An 18,101-nucleotide genomic window follows, 5' to 3' on the forward strand; every position below is an offset into this window, starting at 1 on the left:
CGAGCGCGGGGCCCGCCGCTCTCGCGACGGGCTCCGCTGATCGGATCGAGCGAGACTACTCGGTCTCGTGCGGTCCGTGGTGGTGGCCGTCCTCACCCACGAGGTCGGGGTCGAGGCCGCCGGCGTTGCCGCCGATGGTGCCCTCGGGTCCGGCCGGCGTGGGCAGCTTCAGGCCGCCGGGCACCTTCACGCCCTTGACGCCGTTCACCGACTCGGTCGAGTACGAGTAGGCGAGCACTGCGGTGGCGATCGCGTCGACGTTCACGTCGAGCGCGTGCTCGTTGACGTTGTCGATCGTGTCGCACACCTGGTGGTAGCACTGGTCGTACGACTCACCGGCCACGCCGCCCCAGATCGCCGCCTGCTCCTCGGTCTTGACGACCTCGGCACCCGTGAACAGGCCACCGGCGGGGATCCCGACGCGGATGAACGCGTCGTAGTCGCTGCGACCGCTGAACTGCGCATCGTCGTACGGCTCGCCCACCGAGGTGTAGTAGCTCTCGAAGAGCTTCTCGATCTGCACCGAACCGTCGGGGATCGGCACGCCGTCGGGCGCGAGCCAGCCGGACTCATCGCCGTCGTACACCATGAAGATGTAGTTCGGCGAGGCGACCATGTCGAAGTTCAGGTACAGCGCGATGCGGTCCTGCTCCTCCTGGCTGAGCTCCGCGACGTACTCCTCGGAACCGATGAGACCCGACTCCTCGGCACCCCACCACGCGAGGCGGATGGTGTTCTGCGGTTCGAGCTTGCTGAGGTTCTGCGCGAGCTCGAGCAGGGCGGCGGACCCGCTGCCGTTGTCGTTGATGCCCGGGCCGGCCTGGACCGAGTCGAGGTGGGCACCGGCCATCACGACGTTGTCGTCGTTCGCGCCGGTCTTCTCCGCGATGACGTTCTTCTGCGGACGCTCCTCGGGCGCCGGGACGAAGATGTTCGCCGTCGATCCGGCCTCCGACAGGGCGACGCCCTGCTCGTAGCTCGCACCGACGACGGGGATGCCGACGACGTTCGATCCGCCGAGCGTGCCGACGATGAGACCGTTGCGCGCATCGGAGGTGTCGTTGCCCTGGTTGAAGATGATCACGGCCTCCGCGCCGGCGGCCTCGGCGTTGAGGGCCTTGTCGGCGAACGGGCATGTGCCGCGCTGGATCAGGGCGATGTCGGCCGGGCCCGAGAAGTCGAGGCCGGCGAAGTCGTCGGGCGTGCACCCGCTCGTGCTCGAGTTGCCGAGTCCGAGCTGCAGGTCGACCGGGATGATCGTGCCCGTGACATCGCCCGCGCCGCTGCCGGTGTACGGCCCGGTCTCGTACTCCGCCTGGACGGGCGTGAGCTGCGTGAGGGTCGACGGCCCGACGTAGGTGTACGGGAACTCGTCGATCGACACGTCCCATCCGGCGGCCTCGAGCGTCTCGACGACGTAGTCGACGCTCTGCTCGTAGCCCTCGGTGCCGGCGGCGCGGTTGCCGTCGTTGGCATCCGCGATCGCCTGCAGCGCCTCGAGGTGCTCCATCGCACCGTCGGCGTCGACGCACTCGAGCAGGCTCGAGATCGTGGTGTTGTTTCGGTTCTCGCACCCCTTGGCGGCCGGAGCCCCCAGTGCGGCGCCGGCCGGGACCAGCGCCAGCGCCGCGATCGTCGACGCGCTGGTCGCGAGCACGGCGGTGCGGCGGGAAAGCCTCGTAGATCGATACATGTCTCTCCTTGTCGGAGGGCGTCCTCGTCGACGCCCCTCCCGCGAGAGACTACGTGGGCCGTCGCAGAGGGCAACAGTCTTGACTTCCCCGCGACGCCCGACTAAAGCACCGACGATTCCTCAGGCCTCCGCGCCGGCGGAGGCCGCATCCTCGCCACCCGCGAGCGCCTCGAGCCCGCTGAGGTCGAGATCCACCCGATACGGCCGCCCGGATCCCTCGATGGCCGCCGGAACCCGAACGTACGATCCACGACCGACGCGGAGCGTGTCGAGCGCGTCTCGCCAGCGCGCGTCGGCCGCATCGCCGAGGAAGCCCGCGTGCCGCGGCCGATCGCCGCCCACGAGCTGCACGCCGATGCGATACCTCGGCGACAGCCACCGTCGCGCGCGGGGCACCAGGATCGCAGGCTGCTCGGCGCCGCCGTGCAGCCGTGCCAGGTCGATCGCCGGCTGGTGGCGGTGGACGTCGACGACGGGCACCACCGTGCGGACCGCGGCGCCGATCGGCACGGCGTCGACGATCTCGAGGCCGTCGAGGCTCGTGAGGTCGCCCATCGGGTCCGGATTGCGCATCCGGCGCTCGCGGACGAACGCGACGACACCCCACGCGACGGTGAGGGCGATGGCCGCGACGAGCGCGACGAGCCATCCGCCGCTCTCGGGTCGGATCAGGCCGGTGAGGAGCAGCAACGCCACCAGGACGAGGTATGGGAGCGGCTCCCAGCGGAGCGGGGAGACGAAGCGGGGCGCGGGCACCACGACAGGCTACCCGGCGCCCCCGCACGGCACCCGGCTCCCGAGGCGGCCGACCGGCTCAGCGGAGCTCCGGCAGACGCGCCCCGATCTCCTCGAGCACCGCCCCGCTCCCGGCGTACAGGCCGTGCTCGCGGGGCGCGTGCGACACCACGTCGGTGAAGCCGAGCTCGCGGGCGCGCCCCACGGCGTCCTCGAACGCCGCGACGCTCGTCATGGAGTACCGGGTGTCGCCGTCGAGCGACAATACGCGGTCGAAGTCGCCGGGGTGGCGATCCTCGGCCGCGAGCGCATCGTCGAGACGCGCGACGAGGTCGGCGAGATGGGCCCACCACGCGGCATCCGCGTCGACGGGGCCGCCGGTGGTCACCCAGCCCGAGCCGTGCCGCGCGGCGAGCCGCATCGCGCGCGGACCGTTCGCGGCCAGGAGGAAGGGCATCCGGGGCTCCTGCGCCGGCTCCCCCACCATCCGCGCCGCGACCGCCGAGAAATGATCGCCGGAGTAGGAGATGCCCTCGCCGGAACCCCGCTCGAAGCGCAGCAGCACGTCGAGCGCCTCGGTGAACTCGCGGAAGCGGTCGTGGCGTTCGCGCGCGGAGAGCTCGGACTGGCCGAGGACGTACGCGTCGAACCCGGTCCCGCCCGAACCGAGGCCGAGGATCAGCCGACCGCCGGAGATCTGGTCGAGCGTGGCGACGTCCTTCGCGAACGGCACGGGGTGCCGGTAGTTGGGGCTCGCGACGAACGTGCCGAGCCGGATCCGCTCGGTGACCATGGCTGCCGCGGTGAGCGTCGGGATCGTGGCATGCCATCGCTCCCCCGCGAGGCCGCGCCACGCGAGGTGATCGTACGTCCACGCGTGATCGAACCCGAGTTCCTCGGCCTGCCGCCAGCGGTGCGCCGCCTCCGGCCAGTCGTACTGCGGGAGGATGACGAGTCCGAATCGCATGGCTGGAGCCTACGCCGAGGTCGAGACGGGCAGCGGCTCCGGAACGGCCTCGGTCGCCGCGTCGCGCGGGGTGCGCTCGAGCTTGACGAGCACGATCCCGCCGAGGATCAGGGCGCCGCCGAGGATCTGCAGCGGGCCGAGCGCCTCGCCGAGGAGGATCCAGCCGACGATCCCGGCGAAGATCACCTCGGAGAGCCCGAGGAACGACGAGACGCGGGATCCGAGCAGGCGGATGGCGGCGATGCCGGCCGAGTACGCGAACGCCGTGGAGACCGCGCCCACCGTGAGGAGCGGGACCCACCACGGCGCGGTCCCGCCGAGGAAGTCGACGTCGACGAGTGCCGCCTCCATGGGCATCAGGCCGACGAGCCCGGCGATGCCGAGGGCGACCGCGCCGACCACGAAGCCGGCGGCGATGAGCGCGACGGGCGGCAGGTGCTCGGTCGCACGCTCCCCGATCGCGTAGTAGACGCACACGCCGATCATCGCGATCGCGGCGAATGCCAGGCCGAGCGGATCGAGGTCGCCTCCGCCGGGCCCGATCACGAGCCAGAGGCCCACCAGCGCGAGCGCCGAGCCGCCGAGCACGATGAGCTGCGGCATCCGGCGGGTGGTCACCCAGGCGAAGAGGACGAGCGCGATCGGCGCGAGGTACTCGATGAGGAGGGTCATCGACACGGGGATGCGCTCGAGCGAGGCGTAGAACGCGAACTGCACGCCCGCGACGGCGACGACGCCGTACAGCAGCACGGTCCAGCGGGCGCGCCAGAGCGGCCTGAGGTCGAACCGGAGCGCGATGAGCGCGGGGACGACGAGGATCGCCGCGGCGATCGAGATGCGCGCGAGCACGGCGGCACCCGGCGACCAGCCCGCCTCGAGCAGCGGCTTGACGAACACGCCGCCCACGCCGAACGCCAGCCCGGCAGCGAGTCCGAGCGCGATGCCGACGATCCCCCGTGATGCACGCACGGCCGCCTCCTCCACGACTCCGCACGCCGTCGGCCCTGTGAGGACCGAACGTCGTTATGCTCGTGACAGTAGTCGAGCGGATGTCAGGAGTCAAATGATTTTCACCGATGACACGGTCGCGGCGCTGGGGTTCATGGCCGCGGTCGCCGACACCGTGCCCGGCGCGTCGGAATCCGGTGATGACGAGCTCGCCACGACCGACCAGCTCGCGGGGCTCCTCGACGTGTGGGCCTTCTCAGGTCGGCGCGACGGCGACCGGCGCGAACTCGACGAGGTCCGGGCCGTGCGAGACCGCCTTCGCGAGATCTGGACCCTCGAGCGGGACCCGATGGCGGGCGCCGTGAACGCGATCCTCGAGGAGGCCCACGCGATCCCCCGCCTCGTACGGCACGACGCGCTCGACTGGCACATCCACGCGGTCTCGCAGGACCGGCCGCTCGCCGAGCGCATGCTCGTCGAGGCGGCGATGGCGCTCGTCGACGTCATCCGCGCCGATGGCATCGACCGGCTGGCGCGCTGCCAGGCCGACGACTGCACGGGCGTGTTCGTCGACCTCTCCAAGAACGCCTCGAAGCGGTACTGCAGCACGCGCTGCGGCAACCGCATGGCGACCCGGGCGTACCGCGCGCGCACCGCCGACTGAGGCGGGTCGCCGCCCCCGCGCGTCAGTGCACGATGGCCATCTCGTGCGGCGTCGTGTTCAGCCGACGCCCGCCCTCGGCCGTGACCGTGACGATGTCCTCGATGCGCACGCCGAACCGTCCGGGCAGGTACACGCCCGGCTCGATCGAGAAGCACATGCCCGGCTCGAGGGGGGTCTCCTCGCCCTCGACCATGTAGGGCGGCTCGTGCGTCGTCAGCCCGATGCCGTGGCCGACGCGATGGATGAAGTACTCGCCGTAGCCGGCCTCCGTGATCACCGCGCGCGCGACGCGGTCGATCTCCTGGCACGGCACACCCGGCCGCACCGCCTCGAACCCCGCCTGCTGGGCGCGGACGACCAGCTCGTGCACCGCGCGCTCCTCGTCGCTCGGCTCGCCGACGTGCACCGTCCGGGTGGTGTCGGAGCCGTAGCCGTGCTTGAGCCCGCCGAAGTCGAGCACGACCATGTCGCCTTCCTCGATCACGCGCTCGCCCTGCTCGTGGTGCGGGTTCGCTCCGTTCGGGCCGGAGCCGACGACCGTGAAGTCGACCTCGGAGTGGCCGTGGGCGATGAGGCCGGCCGCGAGGTCGGCCGCGACGTCGGCCTCGGTGCGACCGGCGAAGCGCACGTCGAGGATCTCGCCGTAGGTGGCGTCGGCGGCCGCGCCCGCGGCGGCGAGCCGTTCGAGCTCGTCGGCGTCCTTCACGGCGCGGAGCATGGGCAGCGCGCTGGTCATCGACACGTAGGTGGTGCTCGCGAGGCGGTCCTGCAGGCCGAGCAGGTGCATCGCCCAGGCGGAATCCGACATCGCGTACCGCCCGGGCGCGAGCAGCGGCGCGGCGGCGGCGTACGGGTCGTCGCCGTCCATCCAGTCGACGAGCCGGAGGATCGACGCGGCGGCGGCGCGCTCGGCGTCTGGCCGCTCGAGCTTCGGCACGACGAGCGACGGATCGCCGTCGACCGGGATCACGAGCATCGTGAGGCGCTCGGTGATCGCCACGGGCAGGTAGCCCGTGAGGTAGCGCAGGTCGGGGCCCGGCGTGACGACGAGGCCGGCGAGCCCCGCATCGGCGGCGGCGAGCGCGGCGCGGCGCATGCGCGCCGCGAAGTCGTCGGCGGTGAAGGATGCGGGCTCGCGTTCGGCGGCGGTGGCGGACATCGGTCTCCTCCTCGCGGCGACGAGCCCCGTGGCGCGCATCGCCGCCGTCGCACGATCGGAGCCTAGCTCCGCCCTCGTCAGGACGCCGGGTCTTCCGGCCCGCGTCAGGCGGTCTGCTCGCTGTGCGTCCCCTCGGAGATCTCCTCGATCGCCTTGTCGATGAAGGCGGGCAGGTCGTCCGGGTTGCGGCTCGAGACGAGCCCCTCGTCGACCACGACCTCCTCGTCCACCCAGTTCGCGCCGGCGTTGCGGAGGTCGGTCCGCAGTGACGGGTAGGACGTGAGCGTCCGGCCGTTCACGACACCGGCCTCGACGAGCGTCCACGCGCCGTGGCAGATCACCGCCACCGGCTTGTGCTGCTCGAAGAACCCGCGGGCGAACGCGACCGCGTCCTCGTCCATGCGCAGGTGGTCGGCGTTCACGACGCCGCCGGGAAGGACGAGCGCGTCGTAGTCGTCGGGCGAGGCCTCGGCGACGGCGCGATCGACGTCGAAGCGATCGCCGTGGTCGGTGTGGTTCATCCCGAGCACGCTGCCCTCGGCCGGCGACACGAGATGCGTGCTGGCGCCCGCATCCTCGATCGCCCGCCACGGCTCGGTGAACTCCACCTGCTCGAACCCGTCGGTGACGAGGAACGCCACGCGCTTGCCGTCCAGTCGTTCGGTCATCGTGCTCTCCTTTCGACGTCGGAGCGATCGACGCTACGGCGGAGGCGGACCGGTCTCAACGGGTTGACACCCGACGCCGCGGCATCCGGACACGACGAAGGCCCCCGGCCGGCTCGTGGTGAGCGGGGCGGGGGCCTTCGCAAGAAGTTCGCGGGGTCATCGAGAGCCGCGGCGGGGTACGTCGCTCAGCGGCGTAGCCCGAGACGCTCGATCAGCGAGCGGTAGCGGTTGATGTCGACGTCGGCGAGGTAGCCGAGCAGACGACGACGCTGACCCACGAGGAGCAGCAGGCCACGACGCGAGTGGTGGTCGTGCTTGTGCTCCTTGAGGTGCTCGGTGAGGTCCTTGATCCGCTTGGTGAGGATCGCGATCTGGACCTCGGGGGATCCAGTGTCACCGGGGTGAGTCGCGTACTCTTCGATGATCGCCTTCTTGATGTCTGCATCCAGTGCCATAGATGGGGATCCCTTCTTCTCGTTGCGCGCTGCCCGGGGCCTGCTGCCTGGGCTCTCTTGATGCGCGGCCGTTTCACGGCAACCTCAAGAGTCTAGCAGAGCGGATGGCGCGCGCTCGCGCCCCAGCGGGAGAGCGGTGGGCGTTGCCGCACCGACGAGTCGAGCCGTCCTCGGGTCTAGGCTGAGAGGGACGGCAGGTCCGTTCATGGCCACTGAGCACGATCGCGCGGAGCTCGAGGCGCGGGTGTACTCCCGCGCCGGGGCCGACGAGCCGCGCGTCGAGCGGGTCGACTCGTCGACGGGGCGGGTCGTGTTCGTCACCGAGAGCGAGTGGAAGCTCCTCGAACTCGACCGACGCACGTCGCACCCGGTCGCGGCGGCCGCGGCGACGCCGGCCGGCGCGCCCCCGACCGACCGGTCGATCCCGACGTCTCAGCCGGAGCGGCGGTCGCCGGCGTCCGCGCTGCGGCGCGACGACGGCCGTCGATCGCGCGAACCGCGCCGCCGGCGCAGCCCACGGACCGCCGCGGCGCTCATCGCCCTGGCAGCAGGAGTCGTGCTGGCCGTGGGGCCGTCGTTCGGCATGCGCGGCGGCCCGGTGACGACCGATGCGACCGCGCCGGCGGTGACGGTGCGGATCGTGCCCGCGACGCCGCCCGCCGCCGGGGCGATCGCGGGCACCGCCGATCACGTCCGGGGCCTCGGCACGATGGCCGCGTTCAGCGACCCGGACCTCGTCCCGGAGGTGCGGGACGCCTGGCTCGACGTCGCGTACCCGTCGGCTCGCTCCGCGCTCGTCCTCGGCGCCGACGGCCCGATCGCCGGCCTCGCGGTGTACGCGGTGTCGAAGCCGGGCGGGGTCGCCTGCCTCGTCGCCCGCATGGGCACCGCCGGCGCGGCGGCGCAGTGCGCCGACCTCCGGATGCTCGCGTCGGACGGCCTGCTGCTCCGGACGCGCATCCCCGCCCAACTCGTCGTCGACGGCGAGCTCGGCGAGGGCATCGCCGCGCGGGCCGCCGACACCGACCTGCTCGCCGCCGAATGGCGCGCGGACGGGAGCTTCGTCGTCGCGCGCATCCCTGACTGAGCCGAGCGCGGCCGGCGTCGGCGTCGGCGTCGGCGTCGAGGACCGTTCCCGGAATACGCGGGATGCCGACGCGGTTCCGACCTGCGTGGAAGCAGTGCCGATGAGCGCCGTGCCTGCGGGCGCCGTACGGGTCGACGTCGCCGTGATCGGCGCAGGACAGGCCGGGCTCTCGGCCGCCCATCACCTCCGCCGGCGCGGCTTCGTGCCGATCGGCCTCGACCCGGCGGCGTCCGACACCCTCGTCGCGCTCGACGCGAACGCCGCTCCCGGCGGCGCCTGGCAGCACCGCTGGGCGTCGCTGCGCATGGGGACGGTCAACGGCATCCACGAACTGCCCGGTCATGCCGTCTCTCCCGCCGACCCGGCCGCTCCGAGCCGCGAGGTGCTGCCGCCCTACTTCGCCGAGTACGAGCGCCGGTTCGATCTCGACGTGCAGCGGCCGGTCCGGGTGCGGGCGGTCCGGCGCGCGGACGACGACCCGCGCGGCCGACTCCTCGTCGAGTCGGATCGCGGCACCTGGGCGGCGCGATACGTCATCAACGCGACCGGCACGTGGACGCGCCCGTTCCGCCCGTACTACCCGGGGATCGACCGGTTCCGCGGCCGGCAGCTGCACGTGGCCGACTACGTCTCCGCCGACGAGTTCGCCGGGCAGCGCGTGATCATCGTCGGCGCGGGCGTCTCGGCGGTCCAGCTGCTCGAGGAGATCTCGCGCGTCGCCGAGACGACGTGGATGACCCGGCGCGAGCCGGACTGGATCGACGAGGACTTCGACCTGGCCGCACGCAGTGCGGCGATCGCCGGCGTCGAGGCGCGGGTCCGCGACGGCCTCCCGCCCGGCAGCGTGATCGCGGTGACGGGCATGCACTGGACACCGTGGGCACGCGCCGCCGATGCGCGTGGCGTGCTGGTGCGGCATCCGATGTTCGCCTCGATCGAGGAGGACGGCGTGCGCATGCCCGACGGCTCGTTCCGACCGGCCGATGCGATCCTCTGGGCGACCGGGTTCCGCCCGGCCCTCGATCATCTCGCGCCGCTCGGACTTCGGACGCGTGCGGGCGGCTTCCGCGTCGCCGACACCCGCTCGCTCGACGACCCGCGACTGTTCCTCATCGGGTACGGACCCTCGCAGTCGACCGTCGGCGCGAACCGCGCCGGGCGGGCGGCCGTGCAGCAGATCGTGCTGGAGCGGCGAGCGGCGATGGCGGCGTAGGCCGCGGGCGACCCGGATCGCCCGGCCTCGCCTGTTGCCGATGCCCTGCGCGGCGAGCACACTGGCCGCATGGTCATCGCGATCAAGCGCGTCTACGACGAGCCCGCGGCATCCGACGGCGTCAGGGTGCTGGTCGACCGGCTCTGGCCGCGCGGCATCTCGAAGGAGCGAGCGGAGCTCGACGAGTGGGCGAAGGACGCCGCGCCCTCACCCGAGCTGCGAACCGAATGGCACCACGCCGATGCGGACCGGTTCGACGAGTTCGCCGAGCGGTACCGTGGCGAGCTCGACGGGAACCCGGCGGCGCGGGCGCTGCTGGAACTCGCCGGTGGACGCGAGCGGGTGACGCTGCTGTACGGCGCGCGGGATGCCGTGCGCAATCACGCGGCGGTGCTGCGCGACTGGCTCGGCGAGCACGGCGCTGCGGTCGAGCGCTGAGGGCGGATGGCTCGCTGAGGGCGGATGGCTCGGGCCCGAGCGTCCCCGAACGCCGTGCAGGAATATCCATCTGACCTGCGATTCCGATGGCATTCGATGTCGGTGGGTCCTGATTGGATCGACCCATGCCGGCCACCCTCGACCTCCCCGCCGCCGCGGCGCTCGAGTTCGAACTGGCGTCCATCGCCGAGTTCGAGCGCATGATGCGGCGCCTGCACGCCGACCGGTTCCGGTCGGTGCAGCGGGCCCGTGAGCTCGCGGTGGAAGCATCCGGCGTCGGACCGTCGAGCCAGGCTCGCGATCGCGACCTGGCGATCCGCTCGTTCGTGGCCGAGCTCGCGACGACGCTCGGGCAGCACGAGGCATCCGCTGCCCGGCTCGTCGCCGACGCCGAGCGTCTGACCGGGCCTCGAAGCGCGACGCTCGACGCCCTCGAGGCGGGCGAGGTCGCGCCGACGCAGGTTCGTTCGGTCCTCGAGCTCACCCGTGGCCTGCCCGCCGAAGCTGCGAACTCGGTCGAGAGCGTCGCGCTCGAGGCGGCGGCCGCTGCCGTCAGCGAGGGGGTCGTGTCGACGAATGCCGACGTCCGGCGTCGCATGCGGCGGGCGCGCGAGCGGTTGCATCCCGAACCGCTCGTCGATCGCCGTGCTCGTGCAGCAGCCGAACGGCGGGTCACCGTCGAGCCGGACGACGACGGCATGGCCTGGCTCGGCCTGTTCATCGAGGCCGAACGGGCCATCGCCATCGAGCATCGACTCGAGGTCCTCGCTGCCCGCGCAGCGTCCGGCGACGTTCGCACGAGCGCGCAGCGCGCGGCCGACCTGGCGTCAGACCTGCTGCTCTCCGGCGCGCTGGCCGACGACGAGCGCTTCCGCGACACGGCCGCCGGACCGACCGGTGCCGTCCGGCCCCGCCTCAACGTGACCGTGCCGGTGCTGACCCTGCTCGGCCTCGACGACGAGCCTGCCGACCTCGAGGGCTACTGGCCGATCGACGCCGAGACCGCCCGCATCATCGCGGCCCACGCGCCGTCGTTGCGGCGCATCCTCGTCCACCCCGAGACCGGCGCCACCCTGAGCTACGGCCGCGAGGTGTACCGCGCGCCCGCCGACCTCGACGGGTTCGTGCGGGTGCGCGACGGGCAGTGCCGCTTCCCGGGCTGCTCGCGCCGGGCCGAGGGCGCCGATCTCGACCACACCACCGCCTGGGAGCACGGCGGCCGCACCGACGCAGCCAATCTCGCGGCACTCTGCCGTCACCACCACCGACTGAAGCACGAGGGCGGATGGCGCGTGGTGCAGGAGGCACGCGGCGTCCTGCGGTGGACCTCGCCCGCGGGCCATATGCTCCGGACGCAGCCCGAGCGCAGGTTCGAGCCCGTCGACGCCGGTGAGGGAACGGGGCCGCCTGACGCGACGCCGGAGCGCGGGGGGCCGCGCGGAACAGTACCGATCGGCGAATGGTCGCGGACGTCACACGAAGGCGTGCTCGAGCCGGCACCGTTCTGAGACACCGCCGCTGCCGAGGTGCGGATCAGAACGGCTGCCTCATCGAGGCGGACCATACTCGGCGATCCTCCGCTGCGACTCCACGAGTTCGGCGATGTGGTATCGCTGCCACTTCGGCTCGCTCACGAAGAGCCCGTGCGAGAACCATCCGTCGCCCTTCGCCCAGTGCAGGGCGAGCTCGAAGTGCGGCAGCTGCTGCGGATCGAATCGCTGGCGGCTGCCGTTCCGCAGGCCGTCCGCGAGCACCACCAGGTCCATCCGCGTCCGCATGACCATGACCCGGCGGATGTTGCGGGCGATCCGTTCCCACTCGTCGTCGGGCCGACGCAGTGCCGGCGTGTGCATGAGCACGAGCATCCGGATCCGCTCTCCCCCGGCCGCCGCCGACAGGGCGACGTTCCCCCCGTGGCTGTGCGCGTAGATCTCGTCGAACTCGGCGTAGCCGTTGAGCTCGCGCCAGAGGCTCAGGTCTCGGGCGCCGTCGTCCCGATCCCGCTGCGAGAACCCGCCGGTCCAGATGTAGTAGCCGCGATCGTCGTAGAGGTTCGCGGACACCTCGCGCCGGATGTGCGTGTGGAGGTCCGCGCCCGGGCGGTACCACGGATCCTCGCCGACCATCCCCCACGTACCGTGCACCGCGACGCTCACCGTCGACGGGCCGCCGGACTCGGCCGACCCGCCGCCCACCGGCGGCTCGAGGGCGGTCGACGGTCGGTTGAGCATCACCCGCGCGATCGCGCCGGCGATCGCGTCGGGAGAGTCCGCCAGTCGATCGAGGAGCACCTGCGCGGACTCGAGACGGCCCTCGGCGAGCCGGTCGAGGCCCGCCGCCCCGGAGACGGCCTCGAGGTCGTCGGCGCTGCGGGCGCTGAGCGCGAGCAGCGCCGTCAGCACCCGTGGGTCGTGCGACCGGTCCACGGCACTCCAGAGCGCGGCCGCGCCGCTCAGGCGCTCGGATTCCGGGAGGTCGAGGTGACCGGGGAACTCGGGCCAGTGCTCAGCGAGCAGGTCGTGAACGAGATGTTCGAGCATCGCATCGTCCGCGAACTCGGCGAGCGCGGGATCGGCCCGGTGCACCTGCGGAACCTGGAGCTCCGCGGCGTCCGCCTGCAGGTCGGCCGCCTGCTGATCGTCGCCGAAGGCGAACAGCGACATGCCGAGCAGTTGGCCGCTTCGCGAGGCCACGGCAGAGGGCGATTCGGACTCGAACGCCGCCACGCCTCGGATCGGCTCGAGCGGCGCATCGGACCGCGTCATGAACTCGGACATCGCGACCCCCGGTCCGCTCGTCGTCATCGGCTGCCTCGACCCTATTCGCCGCGGATGGCGGTGGGAAGGACGACCGGATCGGGCCCGGTGACGGCGACGACCGCCCGTGCGACCCTTGGATCGAGTGATCCGAAGGGTCGCGAACCATGGCCGAGGCACCACGAGACACCGCCCCGCGCGCGGGCTACCCGCCGCGCCGGGTCACGGCGGCCGTGCTCGCCATCGGCGCGATCGCGCTCGGGGCGATCGCCGTCGTCGCGATCGGTGAGACCGTCTCACGGGCGACCATGTCGACCTCGCCGGTCGAGGCGATCGTCGTCGGCGAGCGCACGGAGGACCGACTCGTCGCCGATCGGCGCGGCAGCCGGACCTCGCCGTTCCGGTACATCAGCGTCGAACTGCCCGACGGGACCACCGCCGACCTGCGGAGCGACGACCTCGCGGTCGGGGCGGATGCCGAGGTCTACCGAAGCGATTCGGGGGCCGTGTTCGAGACGCCGCCCGAGGCCCCCGGCCCGATCGAGTGGGCGGTCTGCGTCTCGGCCGCCGCCGGCGCGCTGGCGCTCGGAACGGCCTCGGTGCGCACCATGTCGCCGGCGCGGCGGCAGGCCTGAACCGAGGATGGCGCGTCCGTCTACCCCGCGGGCACCAGCGGGAAGATCGCGGGCCACCCGTTGTGCGCGTACACGATCACGCAGAACACGACGGCGTCGAAGAGCAGGTGCACGATGAGCACGTAGGTCAGCGACTTCGTGAGCTTGAACGTGTAGCCCTGGATCAGCGCGAACGGGACCGTCAGCAGCGGACCCCACGACTGGTAGCCGAGCTCCCACAGGAACGACACGAACACGATCGCCTGAAGCAGGTTCGCCTGCCACGTCGGGAAGTGCCGGCGCAGCAGCGCGAACACCGTGCAGATGAAGAACAGCTCGTCCCACGTGCCGACGGCGTTCACGCCGACGAAGAGTCTCGCGATCTCGTTCGGCTCGGTGACCGTCGGCCAGTTCTGGTACACGCCCGAGGTGATGAAGTAGAAGGGCAGGATGAGCCATCCGGCGAACGTGACGAAGATGAGGTAGAGCCACTGCGTGCGGGTCCAACGTCGCCCGGTTCGCCACGGGAAGCGGATGACGCGCTCGCGGTACAGGAACCGCGAGATGAGGAACGGCACGGCGACCGCGGCCCCCAGCACCACGGCGAAGCGCACCATCGCCTCGTTCGAGAGCTCGGCCTCGAGTGAGATCGTCGAGATGATCGCCTGGCCGATCGCGATGAGCGCGAGGTCGGGAAGCAACCGCTCGGTGCGGCCCGACCGGTCGACGAGCCAGGCGACGACCAGGCCGACGACGAGCATCGCGTACCCGGGCGGGCGCAACTGGAACCCGAACAGCAGCACCGCGGCCGAGCAGACGAGCACGGCCGGGACGAGCGCGATCGGGTGGGTGCGCACCTCGGAGGGGGCGGCGACGGCGGCGGTCACCCCTCCAGCTTCGCACGTGCGTCTTCGTCGATCGGCGGGGCGCTCCGACCTGTCGGCGGTGCATGCCAGCATCGACGCATGACCCGGATGCCGCCGCCACCCGCTCCGCGCGAACCCGACGCCCGCGCGGGCATCGTCCCGCCGTACCTCCTGCTGCGGATCGCGGCCGCGGAGGAGCACTACGACGTCGCGGCCGACGCCGCACGCCGGTCGCTGCTGCGCGACGAGCCGATGCGCGAGCTTCGCATCGAGGGCGCGCACCCCGGGCTGCTGCCGCACGAGCACACCCGGTCGACGACGCTCGAGGGCGAGGGCGAGGGCGAGCACGAGGGCGCGCCCGGCGCCGTGGGCGATGCCGCCACCCGGGCGCCCGCCCCAGACCGCCGCATCTCCGACGCCGACGGCGCCGAGTCGCTTCCCGGCCGCGTCGTCCGCACCGAGGGCCGCCCGCCGACCGGCGATGACGCGGTCGACGACGCCTACGACGGCCTCGGCGAGGTCTGGGCCCTGTTCGAGCGGGTCTACGGGCGCGACGCGATCGACGGCGCCGGTGGGCCGCTCGAGGCGACCGTGCACTTCGGCGACCGCTACGACAACGCCTTCTGGGACGGCGAGCGCATGGTGTTCGGCGACGGCGACGGCGAGGTGTTCCGCGGGTTCACCCAGTCGCGGTCGGTCATCGGCCACGAGCTGGCGCACGGCGTCACCGAGCTGACCGCGCGCCTGCGCTATCGCGACCAGTCGGGCGCGCTGAACGAGCACGTCTCCGACGTGTTCGGCGCGCTCACCGAGCAGTACGCGATGGGACAGGATGCCGACGCGGCGACCTGGCTCATCGGCGAGGGCGTCTTCACCGAGCTCGTGCAGGGCCGCGCACTGCGCTCGATGCTCGAACCCGGAACCGCCTACGACGACGACGTGCTCGGCCGCGACCCGCAGCCCGCGCACCTGCGCGACTACATCGAGACGGATGCCGACAACGGTGGCGTGCACCTGAACTCCGGCATCCCGAACCGCGCCTTCGCACTCGCGGCCGTCGAACTCGGCGGGTTCGCGTGGGAGCACGTCGGCCGCATCTGGTACGACACCCTCACCGGCGGAACGTTGAAGCCGAACGACGGGTTCACCGCGTTCGCGGCGGCGACGCTCGCCGCGGCACGCGAACGCTACGGTGCGGGCTCGCGCGAGGCGGCGGCCGTCGCGAACGGGTGGAAGGCCGTCGGGCTCGGAGCGGAGTAGCATCCGGAGCATGGAGGTCGAGGTCGTCCGAAGCGGAGGGCTCGCCGGGCTGCGGCTCACGTGGACCGTCGAGGTCGAGGACCAGCCCGACCCCGAGGAGTGGGTGCTCCTCGTCGAGCGCCTCCCATGGAGCGAGACGCCGCCCGGCCCGCCGGAACCCGACCGGTACACCTATCGGATCCGGTGCGAGCCGCACGAGGCGACGCTCGCCGAGCGCCAGGTGACGGGGCCGTGGCGCGACCTCGTCGACCGGGTCCGTGATGCGGCCGAGCCCGAACGGGGGCGGCCGGATGCCGCGGGGCGGGCTGCGCCCGAGTCCGCGGCCGGGGCCACGCGGGAGACCGCGTCCGAGGAGGCAGCCGAGGAGGCAGCCGAGGAGGCAGCCGAGGTTACCGAACCCGAGCGCTCCCCCGACGCGTGAGCACGCCGAACGCGATCAATCCCTGCGCGGCCAGGTAGGTCGACATCACGACGAGGTCGTGCGCCGCGAACTCGTAGCCGGGCAGGAAGCGGCCGAGCGCGAGCACCGAGTCGGAGACCACGAAGAGCGCACCGCCGAGCGCGACGAGTCCGCCGAGTCCGCCCGCCAGCCCGGCCATCGTGCCGAGCACCGCGACGGGGATGAGCAGGTCGCCGAGGCCGGGTGCGAGCAGGGTCAGGAAGGCCGCGAACCACGCGACGTACGCGAGCGTCCACCACGGCAGGCGGCGACCGGCGGCAGGCAGACGCAGGAAGAGCACGACGTACGCCACGTGCGCGGCGAGGAAGGACAGCAGGCCCGCCACGAACCATCCGTCGCCCGGAGCGGTCAGCAGCGCGTCGCCGCCCCACGAGAGCACGATGGCCGCGACGAGCAGGCCGGCGGTCGAACGCGAGCGGGGTCGCGCGAGGACCACCGCGACGACGAGCGCGGGCATCAGGAGCAGCTTCGTGACGGTTGCGGGGGCGGCGCCGAGGCCGCCCACCAACACCACGAGGTGCACCAGGCTCAGCACGGCGTACGGCGCGAACGCGAAGACGAGTCGTCGATGGTCGGCGCGGGCGATCGGCTCGGGCGCGAGCGCGGCCTGATCGCGCACGCGCGGCGGGGCGGATCGGGTCATGTCGTCTGCTTCACGTCAGGCCGCGCTCAGCTCTCCACGGACAATCGAGTCGCCGGAGTGCGCCGGGTCGCCGTCGACCGGCTCCGCCGAGACATCCACGAGGGGGTACTCGGCGAGGTCGATGCCCGCGGGTACCGCGAGCCGCGCCGAATCGCCGTCCATGAGGCCGAGGCTCACGAGCCCCGATGCGTCGGCGCGGATGAGCCACACCTCGCGGACCTCGCCCGCGGGCACCTCGGTCGCGAGGTCGACGACGATGGTCCGATCGCCCGCCACGTCCTCCTCGACGACGGCGGTGCCGACCGCGTCGTCCCACCCCGGGAACGCGTCGAGTTCCGCGGTCGCGAGGACGGTGCTCGCGTCGGGCGCGACCCCGTCACGGCCGACCCCGGTGATCGCGACGCCGATGCCGACGCCCGCGACGAGCCCGATGACGGCCGCCGCCGCGGCGATCCCCCACCAGAGCCGCCGGCGCGACGGCCCGTTCGCGGTCGGCGACGGGGTGCGCGGACGACGCGGCACGACGTGACGCCGAGCGGACGCCGCAACCCCCGGACCGTCGGACGACGCCTCCCGCATGTCGGGATCGGGCGTGCCGGATGCCGGCGCGCGCGCCGCAGTGGCCGCACCGCGCTCCGCGAGCGGATCCGTCGCGAGCTCCGGAGCCAGTCCGAGCTCGTCGTGGATGCGCGACCACACCGCCGACGGCGGTGCCTCGAGCTCGTCGTCGGGCGCATCGCGTCCGAGGTCGACCGTCCGCGCGAGCGCGGCGTACTCGGCGGCGCAGACCTCGCACGCCGACAGGTGGTCGCGGACGACCGGCTCGGGCTGGCCTCCATCGAGGGCCAGCACGGCGAGCTCCTCAGGCTCGATGTGGTCCATCCTCCACCTCCCATCGTGATCTCAGTCGGCTCAGACTTCGGCGTACGTGGCTCTTCACCGTGCCGATCGGCAGGTCGAGTGCTTCGGCGATCTGCGAATGGCTGAGCTGGTCGTAGAACGCCAGTTGCATCACCCGCCGCGGCACCGGCTCCAGCCGACCGAGCTCCTCGGCGACCATGGCGCGCTCGGCGAGGTCGTCGTCGACTGCGGTCGAGGCCACGGACGCCTCGGCGACGAGGCTCTCCTGCAGCCGACGCGACCGCGACCTCGCCTCGTGCGCGTCGGCGATCCGGTGCTTCGTGATGCCGACGATCCAGGCGCTCAGCGTGGAACGCGTCGCGTCGAAGGTCGACCTCCCCCGCCACGCCGCGAGGTACACCTGCTGCGTGACGTCTTCGGCGTCGGTGCGGTCGCCGAGCGAGCGGTAGGCGAGCCGGAACACGAGCGGGGACCAGCGTGCGTACGCCTCCCGGAGCGCGCGCTCATCGCCGGCGGAGAACTCCTCCGCGAGCGCGCGGTCGTCGAGGGTGTCGAAGGCGATCGGGCTCACCGTGCGGGGCTCATCCTCTCGTCGGACCCGACCCGGATGACTC

20 protein-coding genes are annotated in these 18,101 nt (G+C 72.6%); 8 read left to right on the plus strand and 12 right to left on the minus strand.

From position 1 onward, the window contains the following. Window positions 1-55 precede the first annotated feature (55 nt). From ACIQH8_RS00505 to ACIQH8_RS00520, 4 genes are all read right to left on the minus strand, one after another. Window positions 56-1,693, minus strand: a complete 1,638-nt coding sequence (locus ACIQH8_RS00505) for a M28 family metallopeptidase (RefSeq protein ID WP_400993462.1) — start codon at window positions 1,691-1,693, stop codon at window positions 56-58. A gap of 120 nt (window positions 1,694-1,813) precedes the next feature. Next, entirely contained in the window at window positions 1,814-2,449 is a 636-nt protein-coding gene (locus ACIQH8_RS00510) for a hypothetical protein (RefSeq protein WP_400993464.1), read from the minus strand. A 58-nt stretch (window positions 2,450-2,507) separates the two neighbouring features. Further along, the gene (locus tag ACIQH8_RS00515; protein ID WP_400993466.1) at window positions 2,508-3,395 is read right to left on the minus strand and encodes an LLM class flavin-dependent oxidoreductase; all 888 of its coding nucleotides are present in this window, start codon (window positions 3,393-3,395) and stop codon (window positions 2,508-2,510) included. Between the two features lie 9 nt (window positions 3,396-3,404). Then, window positions 3,405-4,364 (minus strand): EamA family transporter, encoded by a 960-nt coding sequence (locus ACIQH8_RS00520; RefSeq protein WP_400993469.1) that lies wholly within the window; start codon window positions 4,362-4,364, stop codon window positions 3,405-3,407. Between the two features lie 94 nt (window positions 4,365-4,458). On the opposite strand from ACIQH8_RS00520, the gene ACIQH8_RS00525 reads away from it, so the two are divergent. After that, window positions 4,459-5,007, plus strand: coding sequence for a CGNR zinc finger domain-containing protein (locus ACIQH8_RS00525; protein WP_400993471.1), 549 nt, complete (start codon window positions 4,459-4,461; stop codon window positions 5,005-5,007). Window positions 5,008-5,029: 22 nt separating this feature from the next. On the opposite strand, the gene ACIQH8_RS00530 is transcribed toward ACIQH8_RS00525, so the two are convergent. The 3 genes from ACIQH8_RS00530 to rpsO all read right to left on the minus strand — a co-directional run bounded on the left by ACIQH8_RS00530 (window position 5,030) and on the right by rpsO (window position 7,289). Further along, a complete protein-coding gene (locus ACIQH8_RS00530) occupies window positions 5,030-6,166 on the minus strand; it encodes a M24 family metallopeptidase (protein ID WP_400993472.1) in 1,137 nt (378 codons plus the stop codon). A 104-nt stretch (window positions 6,167-6,270) separates the two neighbouring features. Further along, the gene (locus ACIQH8_RS00535) at window positions 6,271-6,834 is read right to left on the minus strand and encodes a type 1 glutamine amidotransferase domain-containing protein (RefSeq protein WP_400993475.1); all 564 of its coding nucleotides are present in this window, start codon (window positions 6,832-6,834) and stop codon (window positions 6,271-6,273) included. Between the two features lie 185 nt (window positions 6,835-7,019). Continuing rightward, window positions 7,020-7,289 carry a 30S ribosomal protein S15 gene (rpsO, locus tag ACIQH8_RS00540; protein WP_127793104.1) on the minus strand — a complete coding sequence of 90 codons (270 nt, stop codon included), beginning with the start codon at window positions 7,287-7,289 and terminating at the stop codon, window positions 7,020-7,022. Between the two features lie 205 nt (window positions 7,290-7,494). Here rpsO and ACIQH8_RS00545 point away from each other — a divergent pair, with 205 nt between their 5' ends. The 4 genes from ACIQH8_RS00545 to ACIQH8_RS00560 all read left to right on the plus strand — a co-directional run bounded on the left by ACIQH8_RS00545 (window position 7,495) and on the right by ACIQH8_RS00560 (window position 11,535). After that, window positions 7,495-8,376: a hypothetical protein gene (locus ACIQH8_RS00545; RefSeq protein ID WP_400993478.1), complete on the plus strand. Its 882-nt coding sequence runs from the start codon at window positions 7,495-7,497 to the stop codon at window positions 8,374-8,376. Window positions 8,377-8,476: 100 nt separating this feature from the next. After that, window positions 8,477-9,589 (plus strand): NAD(P)-binding domain-containing protein, encoded by a 1,113-nt coding sequence (locus tag ACIQH8_RS00550; RefSeq protein ID WP_400993480.1) that lies wholly within the window; start codon window positions 8,477-8,479, stop codon window positions 9,587-9,589. A 69-nt stretch (window positions 9,590-9,658) separates the two neighbouring features. Then, on the plus strand, window positions 9,659-10,027 hold the full coding sequence (locus ACIQH8_RS00555) for a DUF488 domain-containing protein (protein WP_400993482.1): 369 nt from the start codon (window positions 9,659-9,661) through the stop codon (window positions 10,025-10,027). A 125-nt stretch (window positions 10,028-10,152) separates the two neighbouring features. Next, on the plus strand, window positions 10,153-11,535 hold the full coding sequence (locus ACIQH8_RS00560) for a DUF222 domain-containing protein (protein ID WP_400993484.1): 1,383 nt from the start codon (window positions 10,153-10,155) through the stop codon (window positions 11,533-11,535). A 39-nt stretch (window positions 11,536-11,574) separates the two neighbouring features. On the opposite strand, the gene ACIQH8_RS00565 is transcribed toward ACIQH8_RS00560, so the two are convergent. After that, on the minus strand, window positions 11,575-12,831 hold the full coding sequence (locus ACIQH8_RS00565) for a hypothetical protein (protein ID WP_400993487.1): 1,257 nt from the start codon (window positions 12,829-12,831) through the stop codon (window positions 11,575-11,577). A 119-nt stretch (window positions 12,832-12,950) separates the two neighbouring features. Between ACIQH8_RS00565 and ACIQH8_RS00570 the strand changes: the two genes are divergently transcribed. Next, entirely contained in the window at window positions 12,951-13,418 is a 468-nt protein-coding gene (locus ACIQH8_RS00570; RefSeq protein ID WP_400993489.1) for a hypothetical protein, read from the plus strand. Between the two features lie 20 nt (window positions 13,419-13,438). Here the strand turns inward: ACIQH8_RS00570 and ACIQH8_RS00575 are convergent, their stop codons facing one another. Further along, the gene (locus ACIQH8_RS00575; protein WP_400993491.1) at window positions 13,439-14,284 is read right to left on the minus strand and encodes a CPBP family intramembrane glutamic endopeptidase; all 846 of its coding nucleotides are present in this window, start codon (window positions 14,282-14,284) and stop codon (window positions 13,439-13,441) included. A gap of 78 nt (window positions 14,285-14,362) precedes the next feature. Between ACIQH8_RS00575 and ACIQH8_RS00580 the strand changes: the two genes are divergently transcribed. Then, window positions 14,363-15,523 carry a M4 family metallopeptidase gene (locus ACIQH8_RS00580; RefSeq protein ID WP_400993494.1) on the plus strand — a complete coding sequence of 387 codons (1,161 nt, stop codon included), beginning with the start codon at window positions 14,363-14,365 and terminating at the stop codon, window positions 15,521-15,523. A gap of 10 nt (window positions 15,524-15,533) precedes the next feature. Continuing rightward, window positions 15,534-15,944 (plus strand): protealysin inhibitor emfourin, encoded by a 411-nt coding sequence (locus tag ACIQH8_RS00585; protein WP_400993497.1) that lies wholly within the window; start codon window positions 15,534-15,536, stop codon window positions 15,942-15,944. Here ACIQH8_RS00585 and ACIQH8_RS00590 read toward each other — a convergent pair. From ACIQH8_RS00590 to ACIQH8_RS00600, 3 genes are read right to left on the minus strand one after another with little or no spacing between them, the layout of a single operon-like run. Further along, window positions 15,913-16,626 carry a lysoplasmalogenase gene (locus tag ACIQH8_RS00590; RefSeq protein ID WP_400993500.1) on the minus strand — a complete coding sequence of 238 codons (714 nt, stop codon included), beginning with the start codon at window positions 16,624-16,626 and terminating at the stop codon, window positions 15,913-15,915. The two genes, ACIQH8_RS00585 and ACIQH8_RS00590, sit on opposite strands and share 32 nt — an antisense overlap. Before the next feature lie 15 nt (window positions 16,627-16,641). Continuing rightward, entirely contained in the window at window positions 16,642-17,508 is an 867-nt protein-coding gene (locus tag ACIQH8_RS00595) for an anti-sigma factor domain-containing protein (protein WP_400993502.1), read from the minus strand. Beyond that, window positions 17,489-18,058: an RNA polymerase sigma factor gene (locus ACIQH8_RS00600; protein WP_400993505.1), complete on the minus strand. Its 570-nt coding sequence runs from the start codon at window positions 18,056-18,058 to the stop codon at window positions 17,489-17,491. The genes ACIQH8_RS00595 and ACIQH8_RS00600 overlap by 20 nt, the downstream gene beginning before the upstream one ends. Window positions 18,059-18,101 lie beyond the last annotated feature (43 nt).

It is taken from the genome of Agromyces sp. GXQ0307, assembly GCF_044769845.1.
Taxonomy (GTDB): domain Bacteria; phylum Actinomycetota; class Actinomycetes; order Actinomycetales; family Microbacteriaceae; genus Agromyces.